A 21,349-nucleotide genomic window follows, 5' to 3' on the forward strand; every position below is an offset into this window, starting at 1 on the left:
GTGAGCCCTTGTGTCGGTGTGTACAATGACCTCCCTTTTGCCCCCGCAAAGCTGGCGTACGTTCGGCGCGGCACGCAACTGGCTGAATTGAAAAGAAATTTGCCTCGATAAGAGGCAGCCTGGTGAGAAAGTGTCTATGAAAGCAGGTCTGTACCAACCAGATGAATTCAAGGATAACTGCGGTTTCGGCCTGATTGCTCATATGCAGGGCGAACCCAGCCATACCCTTTTACAAACGGCCATTGAGGCCCTGACCTGCATGACCCACCGCGGTGGGATCAACGCCGACGGCAAGACCGGTGACGGTTGTGGCTTGCTGATTCAAAAGCCTGACGAGTTCCTGCGTGCCATTGCCCAGGAAACGTTTGGCGTGACCCTGCCCAAGCAGTACGCGGTGGGCATGGTGTTCTTCAATCAGGACCCGGTGAAGGCCCAAGCGGCTCGCGAAAACATGAACCGCGAGATCCTGGCCGCCGGCCTGCAATTGGTGGGCTGGCGCAAGGTGCCGATCGACACCAGCGTCCTCGGCCGCCTGGCCCTTGAGCGTCTGCCGCAGATCGAACAAGTGTTCATCGCGGGCGAAGGCCTGAGCGACCAGGACATGTCGATCAAGCTGTTCAGCTCCCGTCGTCGTTCGTCCGTGGCCAACGCCGCCGACACCGATCACTACATCTGCAGCTTTTCCCACAAGACCATCATCTATAAAGGCCTGATGATGCCGGCGGACCTGACCGCCTTCTATCCGGACCTGAGCGACGAGCGCCTGAAAACCGCGATCTGCGTGTTCCACCAGCGCTTCTCCACTAACACCCTGCCGAAATGGCCGCTGGCCCAGCCATTCCGCTTCCTCGCCCACAACGGCGAGATCAACACCATCACCGGCAACCGCAACTGGGCGCTGGCCCGTCGCACCAAGTTCGCCAACGATCTGATGCCGGATCTGGAAGAACTCGGCCCGCTGGTCAACCGTGTGGGCTCGGACTCCTCGAGCATGGACAACATGCTGGAACTGATGGTCACCGGCGGCATCGACCTGTTCCGTGGCGTGCGCATGCTGGTGCCGCCGGCCTGGCAGAACGTCGAGACCATGGACCCGGACCTGCGTGCGTTCTACGAATACAACTCCATGCACATGGAACCGTGGGACGGCCCGGCCGGTATCGTCATGACCGACGGCCGCTACGCCGTGTGCCTGCTCGACCGTAACGGTCTGCGTCCGGCGCGCTGGGTAACCACCACCAACGGGTTCATCACCCTGGCTTCGGAAATCGGTGTCTGGAACTACCAGCCCGAAGACGTCATCGCCAAGGGCCGCGTGGGCCCGGGCCAGATCTTTGCCGTGGACACCGAAACCGGCCAGATCCTCGACACCGACGCCATCGACAACCGTCTCAAGTCCCGTCATCCGTACAAGCAATGGCTGCGCAAGAACGCCCTGCGCATTCAGGCGACCATGGAGGACAACGATCACGGTTCGGCTTTTTACGACGTCGATCAGCTCAAGCAGTACATGAAGATGTACCAGGTGACGTTCGAAGAGCGTGACCAGGTGCTGCGTCCGTTGGGTGAGCAGGGCTACGAAGCGGTCGGTTCCATGGGCGACGACACGCCGATGGCCGTGCTGTCCCAGCGCGTGCGTACGCCGTACGACTATTTCCGCCAGCAGTTCGCTCAGGTGACCAACCCACCGATCGACCCGCTGCGCGAAGCGATCGTGATGTCCCTGGAAATCTGCCTCGGTGCCGAGCGCAACATCTTCCAAGAGTCGCCGGAACACGCCTCGCGTGTGATCCTCAGTTCGCCGGTCATTTCCCCGGCCAAATGGCGCTCGCTGACCAACCTCGACCGCCCGGGTTTCCAGCGTCAGGTCATCGACCTGAACTACGACGAAAGCGTGGGCCTTGAAGCGGCGATCCGCAACGTGGCCGATCAGGCTGAAGAAGCCGCGCGCGCCGGTCGCACCCAAATCGTGCTGACCGACCGTCACATCGCCCCGGGCAAGTTGCCGATCCACGCGTCGTTGGCCACCGGTGCGGTGCACCATCGCCTGACCGAAAAAGGCCTGCGTTGCGATTCCAACATCCTGGTGGAAACCGCCACCGCTCGCGATCCGCATCACTTTGCGGTGCTGATCGGTTTCGGTGCCTCGGCGGTGTATCCGTTCCTGGCCTATGAAGTGCTGGGTGACCTGATCCGTACCGGTGAAGTGCTGGGCGACCTCTATGAGGTGTTCAAGAACTACCGCAAAGGCATCACCAAGGGCCTGCTCAAGATCCTCTCGAAGATGGGGATCTCGACCATCGCTTCGTACCGCGGTGCGCAACTGTTCGAGGCCATCGGCCTGTCCGAAGAAGTCTGCGAGCTGAGCTTCCGTGGCGTGCCGAGCCGCATCAAGGGTGCGCGTTTCGTCGACATCGAAGCCGAACAGAAAGCCCTGGCGGCCGAAGCCTGGAGCCCGCGCAAGCCGATCCAGCAAGGCGGCCTGCTGAAGTTCGTCCACGGTGGCGAATACCACGCCTATAACCCGGACGTGGTCAACACCTTGCAAGCCGCCGTGCAGCAGGGCGACTACGGCAAGTTCAAGGAATACACCTCGCTGGTGGACAACCGTCCGGTGTCGATGATTCGCGACCTGCTAAAGGTCAAGACCCTGGACACGCCGCTGGACATCAGCGAAATCGAGCCGCTGGAATCGGTGCTCAAGCGCTTCGATTCCGCCGGTATCTCCTTGGGTGCCTTGTCTCCGGAAGCTCATGAAGCCCTGGCTGAAGCCATGAACCGCCTCGGCGCGCGTTCCAACTCCGGCGAAGGCGGTGAAGACCCGGCGCGCTACGGCACTATCAAGAGTTCGAAAATCAAGCAGGTGGCCACCGGCCGCTTCGGTGTGACACCGGAGTACCTGGTCAACGCTGAAGTGCTGCAGATCAAGGTTGCCCAGGGCGCCAAGCCCGGCGAAGGCGGCCAACTGCCCGGCGGCAAGGTCAACGGCCTGATCGCCAAGCTGCGTTACGCAGTACCCGGCGTGACCCTGATCTCACCGCCGCCGCATCACGACATCTATTCGATCGAAGACTTGTCGCAACTGATCTTCGACCTCAAGCAGGTGAACCCGAAGGCGCTGGTCTCGGTGAAGCTGGTGGCAGAAGCCGGCGTTGGCACCATCGCCGCCGGTGTGGCCAAGGCCTACGCCGACCTGATCACCATCTCCGGCTATGACGGCGGCACCGGCGCATCGCCGCTGACCTCGATCAAATATGCCGGCGCGCCGTGGGAACTGGGCCTGGCCGAGACCCACCAGACCCTGCGCGGCAACGACCTGCGCGGCAAGGTCCGGGTGCAGACTGATGGCGGCCTGAAAACCGGCCTGGACGTGATCAAGGCGGCCATCCTCGGCGCCGAGAGCTTCGGCTTCGGCACCGCGCCGATGATCGCCCTGGGTTGCAAGTACCTGCGTATCTGCCACCTGAACAACTGCGCTACCGGTGTGGCGACCCAGAACGAAAAGCTGCGCAAGGACCACTACATCGGTACCGTCGACATGGTGGTGAACTTCTTCACCTACGTCGCCGAGGAAACCCGCGAGTGGCTGGCGAAGCTGGGCGTGCGCTCGCTCGAAGAGCTGATCGGCCGTACCGACCTGCTGGAAGTGCTCGAGGGCCAGACCGCCAAGCAGCATCACCTGGACCTGACGCCGTTGCTGGGCAGCGATCTCATCCCGGCGGACAAACCACAGTTCTGCCAGGTTGATCGCAACCCGCCGTTCGACAAGGGTGAGTTGGCCGAGAAGATGGTCGACATGGCCGCTTCGGCGATCAACGACCTCAGTGGTGCCGAGTTCGAGCTGGATATCTGCAACTGCGACCGTTCCATCGGCGCGCGGATCTCTGGTGAAATCGCGCGCAAGCACGGCAACCAGGGCATGGCCAAGGCGCCGATCACCTTCCGCTTCAAGGGCACTGCAGGCCAGAGCTTCGGCGTCTGGAACGCCGGTGGCCTGGATATGTATCTGGAAGGCGATGCCAACGATTACGTGGGCAAGGGCATGACCGGCGGCAAACTGGTCATCGTTCCGCCCAAGGCCAGCGTCTACAAGACTCAGGACAGTGCCATCATCGGCAACACCTGCCTGTACGGCGCCACGGGCGGCAAGCTGTTCGCCGCCGGCACCGCGGGCGAGCGTTTCGCCGTGCGTAACTCCGGGGCCCACACTGTGGTGGAAGGCACCGGTGATCATTGCTGCGAGTACATGACCGGTGGTTTCGTCTGTGTCCTGGGCAAGACCGGTTACAACTTCGGCTCTGGCATGACCGGCGGTTTCGCCTACGTGCTCGACCAGGACAACACCTTCGTTGACCGGGTCAATCACGAACTGGTGGAAATCCAGCGGATCAGCGGCGAGGCGATGGAAGCCTACCGCAGCCACTTGCAGCGCGTGCTGGACGAATACGTCGAGGAAACCGACAGCGAGTGGGGTCGTGAACTCGCCGAAAACCTCGATGACTATCTGCGTCGTTTCTGGCTGGTCAAGCCCAAGGCTGCCAACCTGAAATCGTTGCTTTCCAGCACCCGTGCCAACCCGCAGTGATATGCGCCTGAAGAGTTTGATGAGGTTTTAACAATGGCTGAACGTCTGAGTAATGACTTCCAGTTCATCGATGTCGGGCGCAAGGATCCGAAGAAGAAACTGTTGCGTCAACGCAAGAAAGAGTTCGTGGAAATCTACGAGCCTTTCAAACCCCAGCAGTCGGCCGACCAGGCCCACCGCTGCCTGGGCTGCGGTAACCCGTACTGCGAATGGAAGTGCCCGGTGCACAACTTCATTCCCAACTGGCTGAAGCTGGTGGCCGAGGGCAACATCCTCCAGGCCGCCGAGTTGTCCCACCAGACCAACACCCTGCCGGAAGTCTGCGGCCGGGTGTGTCCGCAGGACCGCCTGTGTGAGGGTGCATGCACCCTCAACGACGGTTTTGGCGCGGTGACCATCGGTTCGGTGGAGAAGTACATCACCGACACCGCGTTCGCCATGGGCTGGCGCCCGGACATGTCCAAGGTCAAGCCGACCGGCAAGCGCGTGGCGATCATCGGCGCGGGCCCGGCGGGCCTGGGTTGCGCCGATGTGCTGGTGCGCGGTGGCGTGACCCCGGTGGTGTTCGACAAGAACCCGGAAATCGGCGGCCTGCTGACCTTCGGCATCCCCGAGTTCAAGCTGGAAAAGACCGTGCTGAGCAATCGTCGCGAAGTCTTCACCGGCATGGGCATCGAGTTTCGCCTGAACACCGAAGTAGGCAAGGACGTGACCATGGAGCAACTGCTCGAAGAGTACGATGCCGTATTCATGGGCATGGGCACCTACACCTACATGAAGGGCGGCTTTGCCGGCGAGGACCTGCCGGGCGTCTACGACGCGCTGGACTTCCTGATCGCCAACGTCAACCGCAACCTGGGCTTTGAAAAGTCGCCGGAAGATTTCGTCGACATGAAAGGCAAGAAGGTCGTGGTGCTGGGCGGCGGTGACACGGCGATGGACTGCAACCGCACTTCGATTCGCCAGGGCGCCAAGTCGGTGACCTGCGCCTATCGTCGTGACGAAGCGAACATGCCCGGCTCGCGCAAAGAAGTGAAGAACGCCAAGGAAGAGGGCGTGAAGTTCCTCTACAACCGCCAGCCGATCGCCATTGTCGGTGAAGACAAGGTCGAGGGCGTGAAGGTGGTCGAGACCCGTCTCGGCGAACCGGACGCCCGCGGTCGTCGCAGCCCCGAGCCGATCCCCGGTTCCGAAGAGATCATCCCGGCCGATGCCGTGGTCATCGCCTTCGGCTTCCGCCCGAGCCCGGCACCGTGGTTCGAGCAGTTCAGCATCCAGACCGACAGCCAGGGCCGCGTCGTGGCCCCGGAGCAAGGCCAGTACAAGCACCAGACCAGTAACCCGAAGATCTTCGCCGGCGGCGACATGGTTCGGGGTTCCGATCTGGTGGTGACGGCGATCTTCGAAGGCCGCAATGCGGCGGAAGGGATTCTGGATTACTTGGGGGTCTGATCATTTCCTGAATGGGAATGCAATCAAATGTGGGAGCGAGCTTGCTCGCGATAGCGGCGAATCAGTCGACGAAAATGTTGAATGTGATGCCCTCATCGCGAGCAAGCTTGCTCCCACAGTGGTTTTAGGTGTTGCCTGATACCGCGACAAATTGCCCCGATAGATAAAAGGCACGGCTCTTGCCGTGCCTTTTGCGTCGCGCTCTGAGAAAATGCCCGCACTTTTTTTCCGGATGCCGACATGACTGCCCTGAAGAACGACCGTTTCCTCCGTGCCCTGCTCAAGCAACCCGTAGACGTCACCCCCGTGTGGATGATGCGTCAGGCCGGTCGCTACTTGCCGGAATACCGCGCCAGTCGGGCCAAGGCCGGCGACTTCATGAGCCTGTGCATGAATCCCCAGTTCGCCTGCGAAGTCACGATGCAGCCGCTGGATCGTTACCCGCAGCTGGACGCGGCGATTCTGTTTTCCGACATTCTCACCATTCCCGACGCCATGGGCCAGGGTCTGTACTTCGAGACCGGCGAAGGCCCGCGCTTCAAGAAAGTCGTCAGCACTCTGGCCGACATCGAAGCCCTGCCGATCCCCGATCCGCAGAAGGACCTGGGTTATGTCATGGACGCGGTCAGCACCATCCGTCGAGAACTCAACGGTCGCGTGCCGCTGATCGGCTTCTCCGGCAGCCCCTGGACCCTGGCCACCTACATGGTCGAAGGCGGCTCGTCGAAAGACTTCCGCAAGACCAAGGCGATGCTCTACGACAACCCGCAAGCCATGCACCTGCTGCTGGACAAGCTGGCCCAGTCGGTGACGTCCTATCTCAACGGGCAGATCCTGGCCGGTGCGCAAGCGGTGCAGATCTTCGACACCTGGGGCGGCAATCTCTCGGCGGCGGCGTACCAGGAGTTTTCCCTGGCCTACATGCGCAAGATCGTCAGCGGCCTGATCCGCGAACATGAAGGTCGTAAAGTACCGGTGATCCTGTTCACCAAGAACGGCGGCCTGTGGCTGGAAAGCATCGCCGATGCCGGTGCCGACGCTCTGGGCCTGGATTGGACCTGCGACATTGGCAACGCCCGCGAGCGTGTCGGCAGCAAAGTCGCTCTGCAAGGCAACATGGATCCGACTGTGCTTTACGCCAAACCGCAAGCCATCCGCAACGAAGTCGGGCGCATCCTCGCCAGCTATGGCAAGGGCAGCGGTCATGTGTTCAACCTTGGCCATGGCATTACGCCGGAAGTCGATCCGGAACACGCCGGTGCTTTCCTGCGCGCGGTGCATGAGTTGTCGGCGCAATACCACGACTGATCGTAGCTCGCTCATCCAGCCTGTCGGGATTCGTTCCAGGCAGGCTTTTTTTTGCCTGCTAATTATTCAATGAAACAAGTTGGCTATGTTTGTCGGTTTATCTGTTTTCTTTTGTTTAGTAACTAACTTTGCCTGTAAGAAGTTTTTCTTCTGGACTCGGAAAAATAGATTCAGGGATTGTTCCTTCTATTTACCTCGATCTGGCAGCCCACCCGACATCGGCTCGACCTGGCCGAGCGTCAGTATTGGCAGCAGGCCGAACTCGCTGCCCGGATCCAGCGCCTGGACCCCACCGGCGCTACGACCGCCACGAGCCCTTTGTCCGTCAGGATCAACGACAGTGCGACGGCCGCGGGGCTGGAGCTGGCGGAGCTGGAGATCGACGGTGATTCGTTACGGCTTGCCGTCAGTGGCGATGCCAATCGACTGCTCGACTGGCTGGATCGACACGAGCGGGACGGCGCCTCCTTGCAGGTGCTGAGCCTGGAAGTGCGCAACGGTGTCCTGGACGCGCGGATGGTGTTGGGGCAATGACTTGAGCGGCGGGCCAGCGCCTGAACAGTGTCCGCTCAAACCTGAGCGTTGCCCGGCAACACCGGCAACTTCGCCAGTTTCACCGCCACCAGCAACGCCACCACCAGCAAGCCGCCGATGAACAGGCTGACACCGTTCCATCCGCCCAGATGCCAGGCTACCCCGCCAGCCGTACCTGCGACGCTGGAGCCGGCGTAGTAGCTGAACAGGTACAACGACGAGGCCTGTCCCTTGGCTTTGGTTGCGCGGCGGCCGATCCAACTGCTGGCGACCGAGTGAGCGCCGAAGAAGCCGAAGGTGAACACCAGCATGCCCAGGATCACCAGCCACAGCGGCGTGGTCATGGTCAGCGCAAGACCGGCCAGCATCAGCGCGATAGTCGCCCAGAGCATTTTGCGACGGCCGTGTTTGTCGGCCAGTGCGCCGACTTTCGCCGAGCTGTAGATACCCGACAGGTAGACCACCGAGAGCAACCCGACAAAGGCCTGGTCCAAGTGATAAGGCCCGGCCAGCAGGCGATAGCCGATGTAGTTGAACAGCGTCACGAATGCACCCATCAATACGAAAGCTTCGAGAAACAATAGCGGCAACCCGGCATCGCGAAAGTGCATGGTGAAACCGTCCAGCAAGCTGCGCGGATGCAGCGAGCGGGGGCGGAAATTGCGTGACTCGGGAAGAATCCTCCAGAACACCGCCGCCGCGATCAAGGCCAGGCCACCGACCACCAGCATCGCGGCGTGCCAGCTGACGAAGTCAATCAGCACCCCGGCGATCAAGCGGCCGCTCATGCCTCCGATGGCGTTGCCGGCGATGTACAAGCCCATCGCCAGGCCAATGTGCTTGGGATGGATTTCTTCACCCAGGTAAGTCATCGCGACTGCCGCCACGCCGCTCAACGACAACCCCACCAGAGCGCGCAGCACCAGTACACCCTGCCAGGTCGGCATCATCGCGCTGGCAATGGTGCACAACGCCGCGGCAAACAGGGCCGCGACCATCACTGACTTGCGGCCGATGCGATCGGAAATCGGGCCGGTGATCAGCAGCCCGACGGCGAGCAGGCCGGTCGCCACCGACAGGATCAGACTGCTCTGGGCGGCATTGATGGAAAACTCTTCGGAGAGCAGCGGCATCATCGGTTGCACGCAATACAACAGGGCGAAGGTCGCAAAACCGCCACAAAACAACGCCAGCACCGTACGCATGAACAACGGTGTGCCTTTTTCGATGTAGATGTCTTTGCGTCCGGTGACGCCATCATCGGCAGGCGGAGGGATCTCATGGGCCAGTGGAGCGACAGCAGTTTTCACGGTGAACCTCGCAGGAGCACGACCAGGCAGGCAATGGAAAAAGCATATAGCCGGTTAATGTTTCTATCCAATATATTGTTCGACCTGTTTAAGACGTTCTACGACCTATTGGATTGCTTATGGAACTGCGTCATCTGCGTTACTTCATAGCCGTTGCCGAAGAACTGCATTTTGGTCGCGCCGCGCTGGCGCTGGGCATCTCCCAGCCGCCCCTTAGCCAGCAGATCCAGGCACTGGAGCAAGAGATCGGCGCGCGGCTGTTCAATCGCACCAATCGTCGCGTCGAACTGAGTGAAGCCGGACGTTTGTTTCTCGAAGAGGCCCGACAGGTGCTGGCCCAGGTCGACAAGGCCGCCGATGTCGCCCGCCGCGCAGAGTTGGGCGAACTGGGCGAGCTGAAAATCGGCTTCACATCATCGGCGCCTTTCAACTCCACCATCCCCCAGGCGATTTTCACGTTTCGCCAGCGCTTTCCCGCTGTACACCTGAACCTTCGGGAAATGAGCAGCACCCAAGTGGCTGACGCCCTGGTGGACGAGGCAATCGAGGTGGGCATCATGCGGCCCTTGCCGCTGCCCGACTCTCTGCAGGAGATCGAATTGAGCCGCGAGCCGCTGGTGGCCGTGCTCAGTTCCAAGCATCCACTGGCCCAGGGCAGCGAAGGGGGGCTGTTCCTCTCTGCACTGGCCCAGGAACCGTTCGTGTTCTTCCCCCGCAGCTACGGCAGCGGTCTCTATGCACAACTCCTGAGCCTGGCCCGCGACGCCGGCTTCAGCCCGAACTTCGCCCAGGAGGCCGGTGAGGCCATGACCATCATCGGCCTGGTGGCGGCGGGGCTGGGCGTCTCGGTCCTGCCGGCGTCCTACCAGCGCATGCGTATTGACGGCGTGGTCTACCGGCCACTGCTCGATCCGGCGGCAATGTCGGCGGTGTGGCTGGTGCAACGTAAGGATCAGTGCTCGCCGATGGCAAGGGCGTTTGTGGAGTTGTTGACTAATGTCGTGGATTTGTCTGTTTCTTAGAGTAGGTACCGATGACTCCATAAAGTTGAAGTTGGTAATAAATGTAAAGGCAGAGAGTGATTAAGAATATGCTGAAAATCTGCAAGTGGTGTGGGGATGTCCAGTAGCTTACATGGTGGACCAATATGGCTACGGTTAAAGCGGTGGAGACGTAGCTCGCGAGCTTTGTGAGGAGGTTGCTGGGCGAATTGTTTATTTTTTTCAAGCGATAAGGGTGCTGGAAGAGAAGGCATAGTAGTGATATGAGTAGGGTGCCAATAATCGCTGAAAATGGGATGGCGATAATATCATGGTCGGCAGCGTAAAGATTGTTTGTGAAGTTCGAGTATAAATTGTAGCCGCCGATGAATGGAGTGGTTGAAAGGCTGATTAAATAGAGCGATAAATAGTTGTGGGTTTTCATGATTTATCTCATTGTCGATAACAAAGTGTTGCCCATGGTCATGGCGTTTCGCTTAAAAATTCGGGGTCTGGAAACCCTTCCCTATCAAGTGTATTTTGTGTTCGCCTGATATATCGATTTCGTAACTTTTTCCTGGTAGAACCCTGCCGGCGGTAGTTAATTGTTCCAGTGCCAGCGGTCTATTGCTTTTATTAAAATCATAAAAATCATGGTAGGCCTTGACTGTTCCCAGAAATTGCCAGGAGGTGTCCTTGTGGCGAATGAAGTCACCTTCGACGCGAAGAGTGATTCGCCCCAGATAAGCACCACTGATCCAACTGTCTCTACCGGTGTCATAACCCACCTTTGGATCCACGAGGTGATACTTTCCGGGTGTCTTGGTATGTTCAGTGGTCTGTTTTAATAAAGACAGGTTGTGTTCTTTTATTTGTAAGCCAATGCTATTTATGTCGACTTCGAGCTTCTCACCCTTCCCCCATAAATCGTGTGCTAATGCTTTTACTGGGCTGAATGTGCCTCCAGATAATTTTGGTGTTTCGAGTTTGAATGTTGTACTGCGGGCGTATTTTGAGTTGGCCACAGCGATGATGGCTTCTCTAGACGTAAAGCCGCTTCTTTCAAGCGCATCAGCCAGGCTGAAGCTAATCATTTTGTTTTTAAAAAATACATCATTTATACGCCAGTAAGGTGCTACCCAGCCGCGCTCTTTTTCGACAATTCGCCATATGTCTTTTATTGCGCCGTAGGCGTTTTTATGGTTTATGGCTTTGTCGAGGATTCTAAGGTTGAAGGTGAAATCATCCAGTCCCGTTTGAGTTTTTATAAGGTCGGTTATGTAGAGGTCATCATCTTCTGTCAATACGTCGGGTTGAGGAGGTGGATATATATAAGTTCCGTCAATGATAATTCCGTCCGTAGACCAGTATCCACCTAAGGAACCTCTCCAAGTGCCCGTGATATCAGTGGCGGGTAAAGTGATTTCTTTCTGTTTCATGGTTCAAATCCTTTTGAGTTTAAAGTCTGAGGTTTTGTAATTTTGTAGTTTTGTAGTTTTGTAGTTTTGTATGTTTGTCTGGACTTTTACTTAAGCATAGGGCAGGAGTTGGCTCAATGACCTAATGGCCGCTTGGGAAATGGATTACGAAAGTTGCGGAAGTTGCCTGCCTAGGCTTGGCGACGAATTCAGTACCCTCCTGAGAAACAGACCAGGCGCAGCGAAATCCTGGCAGGAGCAAAACCCATGACCGAACAACTCACTCGCTGGGACTCTGCCGAGTACCTCAAGACCGAAGAGGACATGGCTAACTACCTGGACGCATGCATGGAGGAGGCAGGAGACGATCCTGCATTCATCGCAAAGCCTTGGGAACCATTGCACGAGCTCGCGGAATTGGCCCGTGATGCCGGGCTGTCCCGGGAAAATCTTTACCGCGCCTTGTCGGGGGAAGGAAATCCTGAGTTCGGCACTATTTTGAAAAGTTGTCAAAGCGTTGGGACTGAAACTGCATGCCAGCACCTGAACAGGTCAGCATGATGAATGACAAGCCAGTCTGTTTGTGAAGGGCGCCATAAGGCGCCCTTCTTCGTTACAGCCTCAGCATCGGCCCAACTATTTACCGTATTCCTTAACCCTCCCAAACCGTCGCAGGCCTATTGACGTGATAGTCATAAAACCCTTGAAGGGTCCAGGTATCGCCCTTGCGTTCAAAGGCAGCGCGCCATGCGCCTCTGCCACTCCCGGGTGACAGTTGCGCCATGTCGTACCAGTAATACCGGTTGATGCGCTTGGTGGTGACCCGGCCTGCACGAATGTCAGCCATGATTTCCGTTATTTTCGTTTTGGCTGCCTCAGTAAAAGTGTCATATGACATCTGTGACTCGGCCAGCAGGCTGGTGCTTGTCGAAAATTTGTCTGCGACAACCGGGCCTTCCGCAACAGCGAGGGGGGCGGTCGCGGCCGCAGGCTTGCCGGTGACTTTCTTCGTCGGGACTTGGGTCACGACCTCGATATCAAACGTGTCGTAGTTCGAGAGGTTTTTACTGAAGTTCGTGATGTCCTCGCCGGTGACCAATAACGTTTTCCGCTGCGACTTGCCCTTGTTGACGATGACATAAGGAATCTTATGGTTGCGGATTTCGGTCAGGAGGCCGGGCTTGTGTCTTTTTTTCATCTCGTCCCTGAACGCGCTGAGTTTGTTACTTTTATACGCCCGGAAATTTTCAGGGTTCTGTTTATATTGTTCCCTGGCCGCTTCCACCTCGGGTCCCGTCCCTGAGTACCGTTCGCCCAGATCGACCCAGACGCGCTTTTCCGCTGCCTCGACCACGTCATGAATATCGTCCTGGATTTTAGTCATGGCGGCTTTCTTTTTCCCCTGTTCAGGGATGATGGTAATGAATGACGCGCCGGTGAGATTGTCGGGCAAGGAGGACATCATCATCTTGAAGTTGCCTTCGCTGTCGAAAAGCTCCCTTTTCAGCGGCAGGGTCATGTCGAATACTTTTATCTTTTGAGCGGCCGTCAGCTGGATCCCTCTTGCCTGGGAGTCGATGTCTCTGGTGCAGTAGTCGACGGCCTGCCATACGTTGTATTTATACAGCAGGCTGTCGTGGGCCTTTTTATGTTGCGTGAGGTCCTGGTGTCCTTTGTTTATCCAGTTTATTCGTGAGCGATAAGTGTCTATGTCGCGTACGTGGATGTCATTCATGCTCTCGCGCACGATACGCTCTGCCAGTTCCTCGGGCATCGAGTAGATGACTTTTTTTGCCGTATTCACCACTGCCCGAGACGGCCACTGATGGTCGACGAGGACGCCCTCTACCAACGCGTTATAGGTTTTCTGTTGCGGGGTTTCCGGAGTCCGACCGAACAGGCTTTGTATGACTCCACCACCGAGCAGCCGTTTTGGTTCTTCGATCTGCCAGCGGCCATTTTCCCAGGTTACCGTCCGCTGGTCGGTACGGTTGTTCGGCCCGTAGATGATTCGTTCGCCTGCTTGTATGGCGGTTTTGCAGTAGTCCTTCCCCAGCTTCAGATAGCCCTGCCCACCGGCGTCCCTGTACCGATTGCGCCCCTCGGGCACCAGTCCCTTGCCGTCGAACCCTTTGAGGATGAACGGTTCGAGCTCCGGGTCCGGCATGCGGGGCAAGGCTGAGAGCGCCGGGCGAGGCTTACCTCGGCGCCGTGCCGCGCGGGACATGATCAGGTCCTGACCGCCCTCTGCCAGTACCTCACCGAGCCCGCTGATAAGATCACTCGTCCACTGGCTGAAGCTGCCCCCTTCATCCTTTATCGCCGACACCGCAGCGCCGCCGGTCATCACGGGCAGAATCGCGCGGCCCAGTACCCCACCCAGCCGGCCTGCATAGAACATTGACATCGCCCCCGTCAGTAGCATGACTGCAGTCCTGCGCCCATCTTGTGCCGCTGTGCTGTCGCGCTCGGCGTTGGTCACGGTCAGCAGGTCCGCCGTCTGGATCGCTTGGGTGATCTGCGTCTCATGCAGCGCTTTGAAAAGGTTGCCTTTAACCACGGGCGAATAGACTTTCAATGCGAAGTCGTCCTGAACCCTGTGCTTGATCCAGGAGAACGTGGGTTGCGTCACTTTCTTGATCTTCTCGTTGAGGGTCAGGCTTTCCGCGGACGGCACCAGGCTGGCAAGCTGATCGGCTTGCTTGAGCAGCGGCAGGTGCGAAATCAGCCAGCGGGTCATTTCCGGCGTGGCGGTGAGCGTCCGCACCAGGGCCGCCTCCAGCTCCCGGTCGCTTCCGGCATCGACGTCCCTGAACTGCTTGCCGTCCGGTGCTTCTGGTGTGTACAGGGTCAACGAAGGCCGGCTGCCAAGGGTCTTCACCCCAAAGGCCAGCAGCTCCTTGAGTACGCTGTCACCCCACTGGATCTGGCGGACCACCACCTCATGTCCGTTGACCTTGCTGCGCCCCTGCGGCGTCGGGCTGTCCAGCGCCGCCAGCACCAGGTTCAGCCCGGTATTGTCCTTGTCGTGGGTAAAGTCGCCCGAGATATGGGCGGCCCACGCCTGCGCCCGCATCTGTTTGGCCTTCAGGGACATCCACTGTGCTTGCTGCTCCCGGGCTGCGAGCTGCAACGCGGGCGAGAGCCGGGCACCGATGTTTGCCCGTTCAATGACTTCTACAATCTGCGCAAAACTCAGCGGACCTTCCACCGTGGTGTCGCTGGCCGTGCGTTCCTCCGGCGTCAGGTTGGACATTGCCCACTGCGTCAGGGAGCGGCGGTCATCAAATTGGCCCTTCACCTTGCCCGACGAGAGCCCGGAGCCGAATGGTGACTCGCCTGTCGGGGCGTGCGGATCGAGCAGATGCTTGCGGATACTCAGAGAAACCTGGTCAGGATCGACCGGTGGGTACTTCTCCTTGATGAACCTGGCAAGCAGGGTGCGAGTCCGGTCATGAAGGGCGTCAGGGGTTGCCAGGGTGACCGGGTCCGGTGGTGGTGGCGAATCTGTCAGGGTTTGCTGCAAGTCCTGCACGGCCTTCCACCAGGCCAGACGGTCGCTGCCGATAACGTTAGGGTCGCGGTGCAGCCAGTCGTGCAGTTTTTTCCGGTTCAGCCGTAACTCGCGCTCGTCCATGGCGCCGGCCAGATCCAGCTTGTGCCTGAGGTCCGCCGCCGCATCTATCCTGGCCATCCAGGTGGTGAGACTCTCTCCCTCTGCCGGGCCGCTGGATAGAACCTCGCTCACGGCGGTTTTCTGCGCCGCTCGCAGGTCAGTGACCAGGCGAGCGAGAAAGTTCTGCGCCATTGACGCCGTGCTCACCGTATCCTGAGTGCCGTCTTCCACCAGGCTGGCCTTCAACGTCGTCAAGTCAGCGTAAACCTCCAGTGGGCTACCCGGGCTGCATAGCACCGCGCCCCCCGGATGATCGGCATTATCATGCTGCGTCAGCGCAACCGCCCCCGGCATCGGTACGCTGAACCCCCACCCTTCGGGGGTCAGATTCAAACCGTAGACCCCGGGCCGGACACGCTCCGCCAGCTTGGCACGGGACGCGCCGTCCGGCGCCGACAGGGCGAAGTCCGTCACCGCTTTGTGCATCGGCAGGCTCAACACAGCGTCCAGCCGGTGGAGATCCGCCTGTGCCTTGAGTTGCGTGCCGAACTCATCGGCCAGCCAGTCGCTGACACTGCGGCCTTGGCTGAACTCGGCAGGTTTATCCCAAAAATGCTCCAGCGCCCGCTCCAGCAGTCGTGCATGAGACGCGGGCGTGACGCTTATCCGCCGCCTGATCTCTTCCTTTGCGTCACGACTATTGAGGACTGCCGGCATTTGCGTGGCATCGTCCTTACCCGTGACGATGTCGATATTGTCCAATTCGAGGAAGAACTCGCGCGCGTTGATCTCGCCGGCGATCGCGCGCCAGAAAAGCGTATCGAGGGGAACAGTCTGCACCACCGTTCGTTTTGAAGTCGGCTCGTCCTGCCGCCGGCACACCAGTATGTCTTTGGCTACCAGAGTGTTCGCCAGGCTGGGAAAGGCTTTCGCCAGCCAGTACTCCATATGTTGGGCTGTCACCTTCGACGGACGGGGAACGGCGCCGTTCAGGTGGATCATCTGCTGCTGCGAGGCATTGAGCCGGTTTATCAGCGCAGCACTTGTGGCCATGGCACTGTCGGCCTGTAACGGGTTGTCTTCCAGCATGTTCTCTTCCTGAGAAATTTTCGGAAGGAGCAACCTATGGGAGAAGAATGAAGGCAGGGTGGTAGATAGATACCGCCTGCAGCGGTGTCAGGCGGTGTACGAACGAAACGGTCGAAGCCACTGCATCTGTGGGGACAAGTTTTGCTCCCACAGATTGTTTGGCTGCCTGGTGCACGCCGATCAATGCCGGTCGCAGCCCCTCATTCCTTGATCACGGGCAACAGGGATATCAATCCAACTCAGCGCCAGCGGCGGAAAATCAACGAGGTGTTGACCCCACCAAAAGCGAAGTTGTTGTTCATCACGTATTCGTTGCTCATGGACCTGAACTCATTGCACAGGTAGTCGAGCTTGCCGCACTGGGGATCGACCTCATCGAGGTTGAAGGTGTGCACGTAGAGATCGCGGTTCATCATTTCGATGCTGAACCACGATTCCAGCGCACCGCAGGCGCCGAGGGTATGACCGAGAAAGCTTTTCTGCGAACTGATGGGCATGTGTTCGCCAAACAGGCTGCTGGTGGCCAGGGTTTCGGCGATGTCGCCCTGTTCGGTGGCGGTGCCGTGGCCGTTGACGTAGCCGATGGCGGCAGGTTCCAGGCCAGCGTCTTCCAGGGCCAGTTCCATGGCCCGGCGCATGGTGCTCAGTTCGGGACGGGTAGCGTGCTGACCGTCGGCGTTGCTGCCGAAGCCGACGATTTCGGCATGGATTCGCGCTCCTCGGGCCAGGGCGTGCTCCAGTTCTTCGAGTACCAGCATGCCGGCGCCTTCACCGATCACCAGGCCATCGCGGTCCTTGTCATAGGGCCGTGGGCTGGTCTGCGGGGCGTCGTTTTTCAGGCTGGTGGCGTACAGCGCATCGAAGACCATCGCTTCGGTCGGGCAGAGCTCTTCCGCGCCGCCGGCGAGCATCAGCGGCAGGCGACCGAACTTGATTGCCTCATAGGCATAGCCGATGCCATGGCTGCCGCTGGTGCAGGCGCTGGAGGTGGGGATCAGCCGTCCGGTAAGCCCGAAGAAGATACTGATATTGGCCGCCGTGGTGTGGGGCATCATCCGTACATAGGAGTTGGCGTTCAACCCTTCGGCCACGCTGTTGAGCAGCATGTTGCCGAACGCCTTGATCTCGTCGGTACTGCCGGTTGACGAACCACAGGAGACGCCCATGCGCCCGTCCTTGATCGACTCATCGCCCAACAGCCCCGCATCGGCCAGGGCCTGTTCGGCGGCGCCGACGGCCAGGCGCGATACCCGACCCATGCTGCGCAGTTGCTTGCGCGTCCAGTGAGTCGGGACCTGGAAATCATCGACAGGCCCGGCCAGGCGTGTATTCAGCTCGGTGAACCGGTCCCATTCGTCCATGCGTCGTATGCCGCTGCGGTTGGCGGCGAAGTTGGCGGCGATGGTTTCCCAGTCGCTGCCCAGAGAGGTGATGCCGGCCATGCCGGTAACGACGACGCGCTTCATCAGCACAGGCCTCCGTTGACGGCCAGGACCTGCCGGGTGATGTAGCCGGCCTCGGCGGACATCAGGAAATTCACCGCGCTCGCGACTTCTTCCGGGGTACCCATGCGCTGGGCGGGGATCATTTTCATCAGTTCTTCCACGGGCACGTTTTCATCGAGCATGGCGGTATCGATCAGTCCGGGCGCGACGCAATTGACAGTGATCTTGCGCTTGCCCAACTCGATTGCCAACGCCTTTGCCGCGCCGATCAGGCCGGCTTTCGACGCGCTGTAATTGACCTGGCCGCGATTGCCGATCAGCCCCGAAACGGAGGTGATGCAAACAACTCGCCCAGCGGCGCGCCGACGGATCATCGGCATCATCACCGGGTGCAGGACGTTGTAGAAACCGTCCAGGTTGGTCCGCATCACCACATCCCAGTCGTCCTCGCTCAAGGCCGGGAATGCGCCGTCGCGGGTCAGGCCGGCGTTGAGCACCACGCCGTAATAGGCACCGTGGGTTTCAACATCAGCATCGAGAATGGTTTTGCACGCGCTGCGGTCCGACACGTCGAATTGCAGCACCCGGGCATTGCGGCCCAGCGCCTGGATTTCGACCTGGACGGCCTCAGCCTCGGCGCGCCCGCTGCGGCAATGCAGCACGATGTCGTGCCCGGCCTGGGCCAGGCGCAGGGCGATGGCACGGCCGATGCCACGGCTGGAGCCGGTGACCAGTACGGATTCAGTCATGGCGTATTTCCTGTTGCGGACGGTTCATGAAGGTAGTGGGCTGGCTGAGGTGGCCGGAACACATTCAACCGGGCCATGGCATGAATGCCCGGGGCGTTGATGTGGCATTCGAACACGCCCATGCCGTTGTCGTCTTCCAGCGAGCGCAAACCGTGGATGGTCAATTCGGTCCCGGCCGGGAAAAATTCGACATTGCATTCGAACTTGCGGGTGCCGAGCAAAAAACCCAGCTCCACGGTGTCGCCGCGGCGGCGTGCATGACAACCGGCAAACGCGGCGACGCTCTGGGCCATCAATTCAATGCCGACCCAGGCAGGCAGCCCGCCGTCGTCGCGGCTGAACAACCCGTCGGGCTTGACAGTGGCGAGGGTGTGGATCTGTTCATCATCGAACGCCAGGACACGGTCGATGAGAATCATGTCGCCGGCGTGGGGCAGGAGTTCGGCGAGCGGCCAGTCAATCATGGGGCGTCTCCGATAATCAGGCTGACGTTGTTGCCGCCGAAGGCGAACGAGTTGCTCATCAGGCGGCGCGGTGATGTCGGGTTCAGGCGGGTGTCGGTAGTGACCCACTTCAATGCCGGCAGTGCAGGATCGGCCTGGCCGTCCCAGACATGCGGCGGCAAGGCCTGGGCGGTGTTTTGCGTACTCAGGCTCAACCAGCAGAACGCCGCTTCCAGCGCCCCGGCGGCCCCGAGGGTATGGCCGGTCATGGGCTTGGTCGACGAACAGGGCACTCCCGCTGGAAACAGCCCGGCCACTGCCTGGCTTTCCATGGCGTCGTTGTGTTGCGTGGCGGTGCCGTGCAGGTTCAGGTAATCGATCTGGCCGGGTTGCAGGCCGGCGCGACGCAAGGCTTTTTCCATGGCCTGGCGAGCGCCGCGACCACTGGGCTCCGGCGCTGAAATATGGTGGGCATCGGAGCTGGCGCCGTCACCCAGCAAGGCGATCGGTGCCGGATGTCCCGGCGTCCTGCTCATGAGAAACAGCACCGCGGCCTCGCCGATGTTGATGCCGCTGCGGTTGACCGAAAACGGATTACAGCGCTCCCCCGATACCGCTTCCAGGGCCGAAAAGCCGTTGAGGGTCAGTTTGCACAGGCTGTCCACGCCGCCGCAGAGCACCGCATCGCACAGGCCCAGGTCGAGCAGGCGTCGGGCGCTCATCAAGGCCCGGGCGCTGGATGTGCAGGCGGTGGATATCACATAGGACGGGCCGCTCAGCTCCAGCCAGTCGCAAAGGAAGTTGGCCGGTGCGCTCAGCTCCTGTTGCTGGTAGTCGTAGCCGTCGGGGAAGTGCTGCTCACGCAGGTAATGGGCAATGCCCTGACTGGCTTCTTCGATGCCCGAGGTACTGGTGCCCAGCACGACACCGATGCGAGCGCGACCGTAGGTCTGGATGGCCTGATCGATCTCATCGCGAATCTGCATCCCCGCTTCGAGCAGCAACTGATTGTTGCGGCTGCGGTGCGCGATCAAAGATTGCGGTATGCAAGCGAGTTCACCGGGCACCGAGGCCACCGGCAATTTACGTTCGGCCACCCAGCCATCCTGCACGCGGACACCGCCGCAGTCGCCGGCAAACAGGTTGCGCGCCACTTCATCTTTACCCCGGCCCAGGGCGCAAATTACCCCCAGGGCATTCAAATAAGCGGTCATGGGGTACTCTCGGTCAACGGCATGATGCGGTAGTGCGGGCCTTCGTGCAGGCCCAGTTCAAAATCCAGCGGTTGCTTGTAGCGCACTTGCCAGCGTTGGCCCAGGGTTCGTTGCCGAGCCTCTTGCCGGGCGGTGGGGTAGTTGCCCGGCAGCTCGGTTTCAGGCGTCAGGGCAAACAACAGCGCGGCGAAAAGCTCACGGGCTTCGGCATTGGGTGGCAGCAGTCCGTCGGCTTGCCAATGGCCGTCCACCAGGCGTTGGCGGGCCAGGGGAATGCCCAGCGGGTCCAGCATCGACCAGCGGATACCGGCGCCTTCGCGCTGGATCACCAGCAGCCAATCCTGGCGCTGTCCGGCCAGTTGCCGCTCGATATGCAACTGCAGCGGCAGTGCCAGGGTTGGTGTGCGTTCCGGCAGCGGCGCCTGACTGGCGCAGGCACCGAGCAACAGCAAGCAGCCAAAAAGCAGCGCACGAATCATTCGACAGTCCCTTCAACGGGTTTACGGGCCACTACATTGATCAGGGTTTCCTCCCGCTCGCCAAAGGGCCGCGGGCGGCGCAGGCCGAAGCGTTCGAGAAGGCCGAAATCCCTGGCGCGGCTCCACCACAGATAGGGATACGAGACGTTGGCGGCTTCGAACTGGAAACCCTGATCGCGGATCATCTCCAGGTACTGCGCGGCACTTTTTTGCACGTGCATGGGATGACGGAACAGCCAGCGGATCACCCAGGTATCGATGTAGGCCGCCGTGGACTCCGCGAACATCAGATAGCCGCCGGGCTTGAGCACGCGATAGAACTCGGCGAGGGCTTTTTCCTGCTCCACCAGGTGATGAAAGGTCTGATGGCAGAACAGCAGGTCGACGCTGTCATCAGGCACCGTCAACGTCGCGCAATCGCTGCCGACCAGTTCCACGGCCATGCCTTGGCGTGCGGCTTCCGCAAGACTCAGGTCCAGGCTGTGAGGGTCGGCGTCGACGCCGATCAGGCGTTGTGGCGCGAACACCTGGCGCAGGTATTGGAACGACTTGCCCTGGCCGCAACCGGCATCGAGCAGCACCGGAGCCACCGGCAACGGGCCGCTGAAAAGGTTGCGCAGGTCATTGATCGCCACCCGCAAGACATGGTGCTGCCAGGTGTGGCTGCGCAGGAACCAGAAGCCGAAGCGGGTCTCTTCGACGTAGTTGTCGCTCAGGTAGCTCATGG

14 protein-coding genes and 1 pseudogene are annotated in these 21,349 nt (G+C 59.9%); 6 read left to right on the top strand and 9 right to left on the bottom strand.

Annotation, left to right across the window (positions count from 1 at the left end):
* Positions 1-136 precede the first annotated feature (136 nt).
* The 4 genes from gltB (at position 137) to gspM (ending at position 7,879) form a co-directional block, all read left to right on the top strand.
* A complete protein-coding gene (gene gltB / locus CRX69_RS01390; protein ID WP_107321411.1) occupies positions 137-4,585 on the top strand; it encodes a glutamate synthase large subunit in 4,449 nt (1,482 codons plus the stop codon).
* Positions 4,586-4,618: 33 nt separating this feature from the next.
* Positions 4,619-6,037: an FAD-dependent oxidoreductase gene (locus CRX69_RS01395; RefSeq protein ID WP_047225960.1), complete on the top strand. Its 1,419-nt coding sequence runs from the start codon at positions 4,619-4,621 to the stop codon at positions 6,035-6,037.
* 240 nt (positions 6,038-6,277) lie between these two features.
* Positions 6,278-7,345 carry a uroporphyrinogen decarboxylase gene (gene hemE / locus CRX69_RS01400; protein ID WP_107321412.1) on the top strand — a complete coding sequence of 356 codons (1,068 nt, stop codon included), beginning with the start codon at positions 6,278-6,280 and terminating at the stop codon, positions 7,343-7,345.
* Positions 7,346-7,522: 177 nt separating this feature from the next.
* Entirely contained in the window at positions 7,523-7,879 is a 357-nt protein-coding gene (gspM, locus tag CRX69_RS01405; protein ID WP_240539577.1) for a type II secretion system protein GspM, read from the top strand.
* 35 nt (positions 7,880-7,914) lie between these two features.
* On the opposite strand, the gene CRX69_RS01410 is transcribed toward gspM, so the two are convergent.
* Positions 7,915-9,168, bottom strand: a complete 1,254-nt coding sequence (locus CRX69_RS01410; RefSeq protein WP_223194559.1) for an MFS transporter — start codon at positions 9,166-9,168, stop codon at positions 7,915-7,917.
* A 140-nt stretch (positions 9,169-9,308) separates the two neighbouring features.
* On the opposite strand from CRX69_RS01410, the gene CRX69_RS01415 reads away from it, so the two are divergent.
* Complete coding sequence (locus CRX69_RS01415; protein ID WP_076382987.1) at positions 9,309-10,211, top strand: LysR family transcriptional regulator; 903 nt, start codon at positions 9,309-9,311, stop codon at positions 10,209-10,211.
* Positions 10,212-10,666: 455 nt separating this feature from the next.
* Here the strand turns inward: CRX69_RS01415 and CRX69_RS01420 are convergent, their stop codons facing one another.
* Entirely contained in the window at positions 10,667-11,608 is a 942-nt protein-coding gene (locus CRX69_RS01420; protein ID WP_107321414.1) for a lipid II-degrading bacteriocin, read from the bottom strand.
* A 246-nt stretch (positions 11,609-11,854) separates the two neighbouring features.
* Between CRX69_RS01420 and CRX69_RS01425 the strand changes: the two are divergent.
* A pseudogene (locus CRX69_RS01425) lies at positions 11,855-12,134 on the top strand (addiction module antidote protein).
* 105 nt (positions 12,135-12,239) lie between these two features.
* On the opposite strand, the gene CRX69_RS01430 reads toward CRX69_RS01425, so the two are convergent.
* The 7 genes from CRX69_RS01430 to CRX69_RS01460 all read right to left on the bottom strand — a co-directional run bounded on the left by CRX69_RS01430 (position 12,240) and on the right by CRX69_RS01460 (position 21,347).
* Positions 12,240-16,292: a dermonecrotic toxin domain-containing protein gene (locus CRX69_RS01430; RefSeq protein WP_107321416.1), complete on the bottom strand. Its 4,053-nt coding sequence runs from the start codon at positions 16,290-16,292 to the stop codon at positions 12,240-12,242.
* Between the two features lie 239 nt (positions 16,293-16,531).
* On the bottom strand, positions 16,532-17,758 hold the full coding sequence (locus CRX69_RS01435; protein ID WP_047225953.1) for a beta-ketoacyl-ACP synthase: 1,227 nt from the start codon (positions 17,756-17,758) through the stop codon (positions 16,532-16,534).
* The gene (gene fabG / locus CRX69_RS01440; RefSeq protein WP_107321417.1) at positions 17,758-18,486 is read right to left on the bottom strand and encodes a 3-oxoacyl-ACP reductase FabG; all 729 of its coding nucleotides are present in this window, start codon (positions 18,484-18,486) and stop codon (positions 17,758-17,760) included. Before fabG ends, CRX69_RS01435 begins: the two co-directional genes overlap by 1 nt.
* Entirely contained in the window at positions 18,483-18,950 is a 468-nt protein-coding gene (locus CRX69_RS01445; RefSeq protein WP_107321418.1) for a hotdog family protein, read from the bottom strand. Before CRX69_RS01445 ends, fabG begins: the two co-directional genes overlap by 4 nt.
* Positions 18,947-20,143 (bottom strand): beta-ketoacyl-[acyl-carrier-protein] synthase family protein, encoded by a 1,197-nt coding sequence (locus CRX69_RS01450; protein WP_107321419.1) that lies wholly within the window; start codon positions 20,141-20,143, stop codon positions 18,947-18,949. Before CRX69_RS01450 ends, CRX69_RS01445 begins: the two co-directional genes overlap by 4 nt.
* On the bottom strand, positions 20,140-20,622 hold the full coding sequence (locus CRX69_RS01455; RefSeq protein WP_107321420.1) for a DUF3261 domain-containing protein: 483 nt from the start codon (positions 20,620-20,622) through the stop codon (positions 20,140-20,142). Before CRX69_RS01455 ends, CRX69_RS01450 begins: the two co-directional genes overlap by 4 nt.
* Complete coding sequence (locus CRX69_RS01460; RefSeq protein WP_047225948.1) at positions 20,619-21,347, bottom strand: class I SAM-dependent methyltransferase; 729 nt, start codon at positions 21,345-21,347, stop codon at positions 20,619-20,621. The genes CRX69_RS01455 and CRX69_RS01460 overlap by 4 nt, the downstream gene beginning before the upstream one ends.
* Positions 21,348-21,349 lie beyond the last annotated feature (2 nt).

It is taken from the genome of Pseudomonas rhizophila (assembly GCF_003033885.1).
Taxonomy (GTDB): Bacteria; Pseudomonadota; Gammaproteobacteria; order Pseudomonadales; family Pseudomonadaceae; genus Aquipseudomonas; species Aquipseudomonas rhizophila.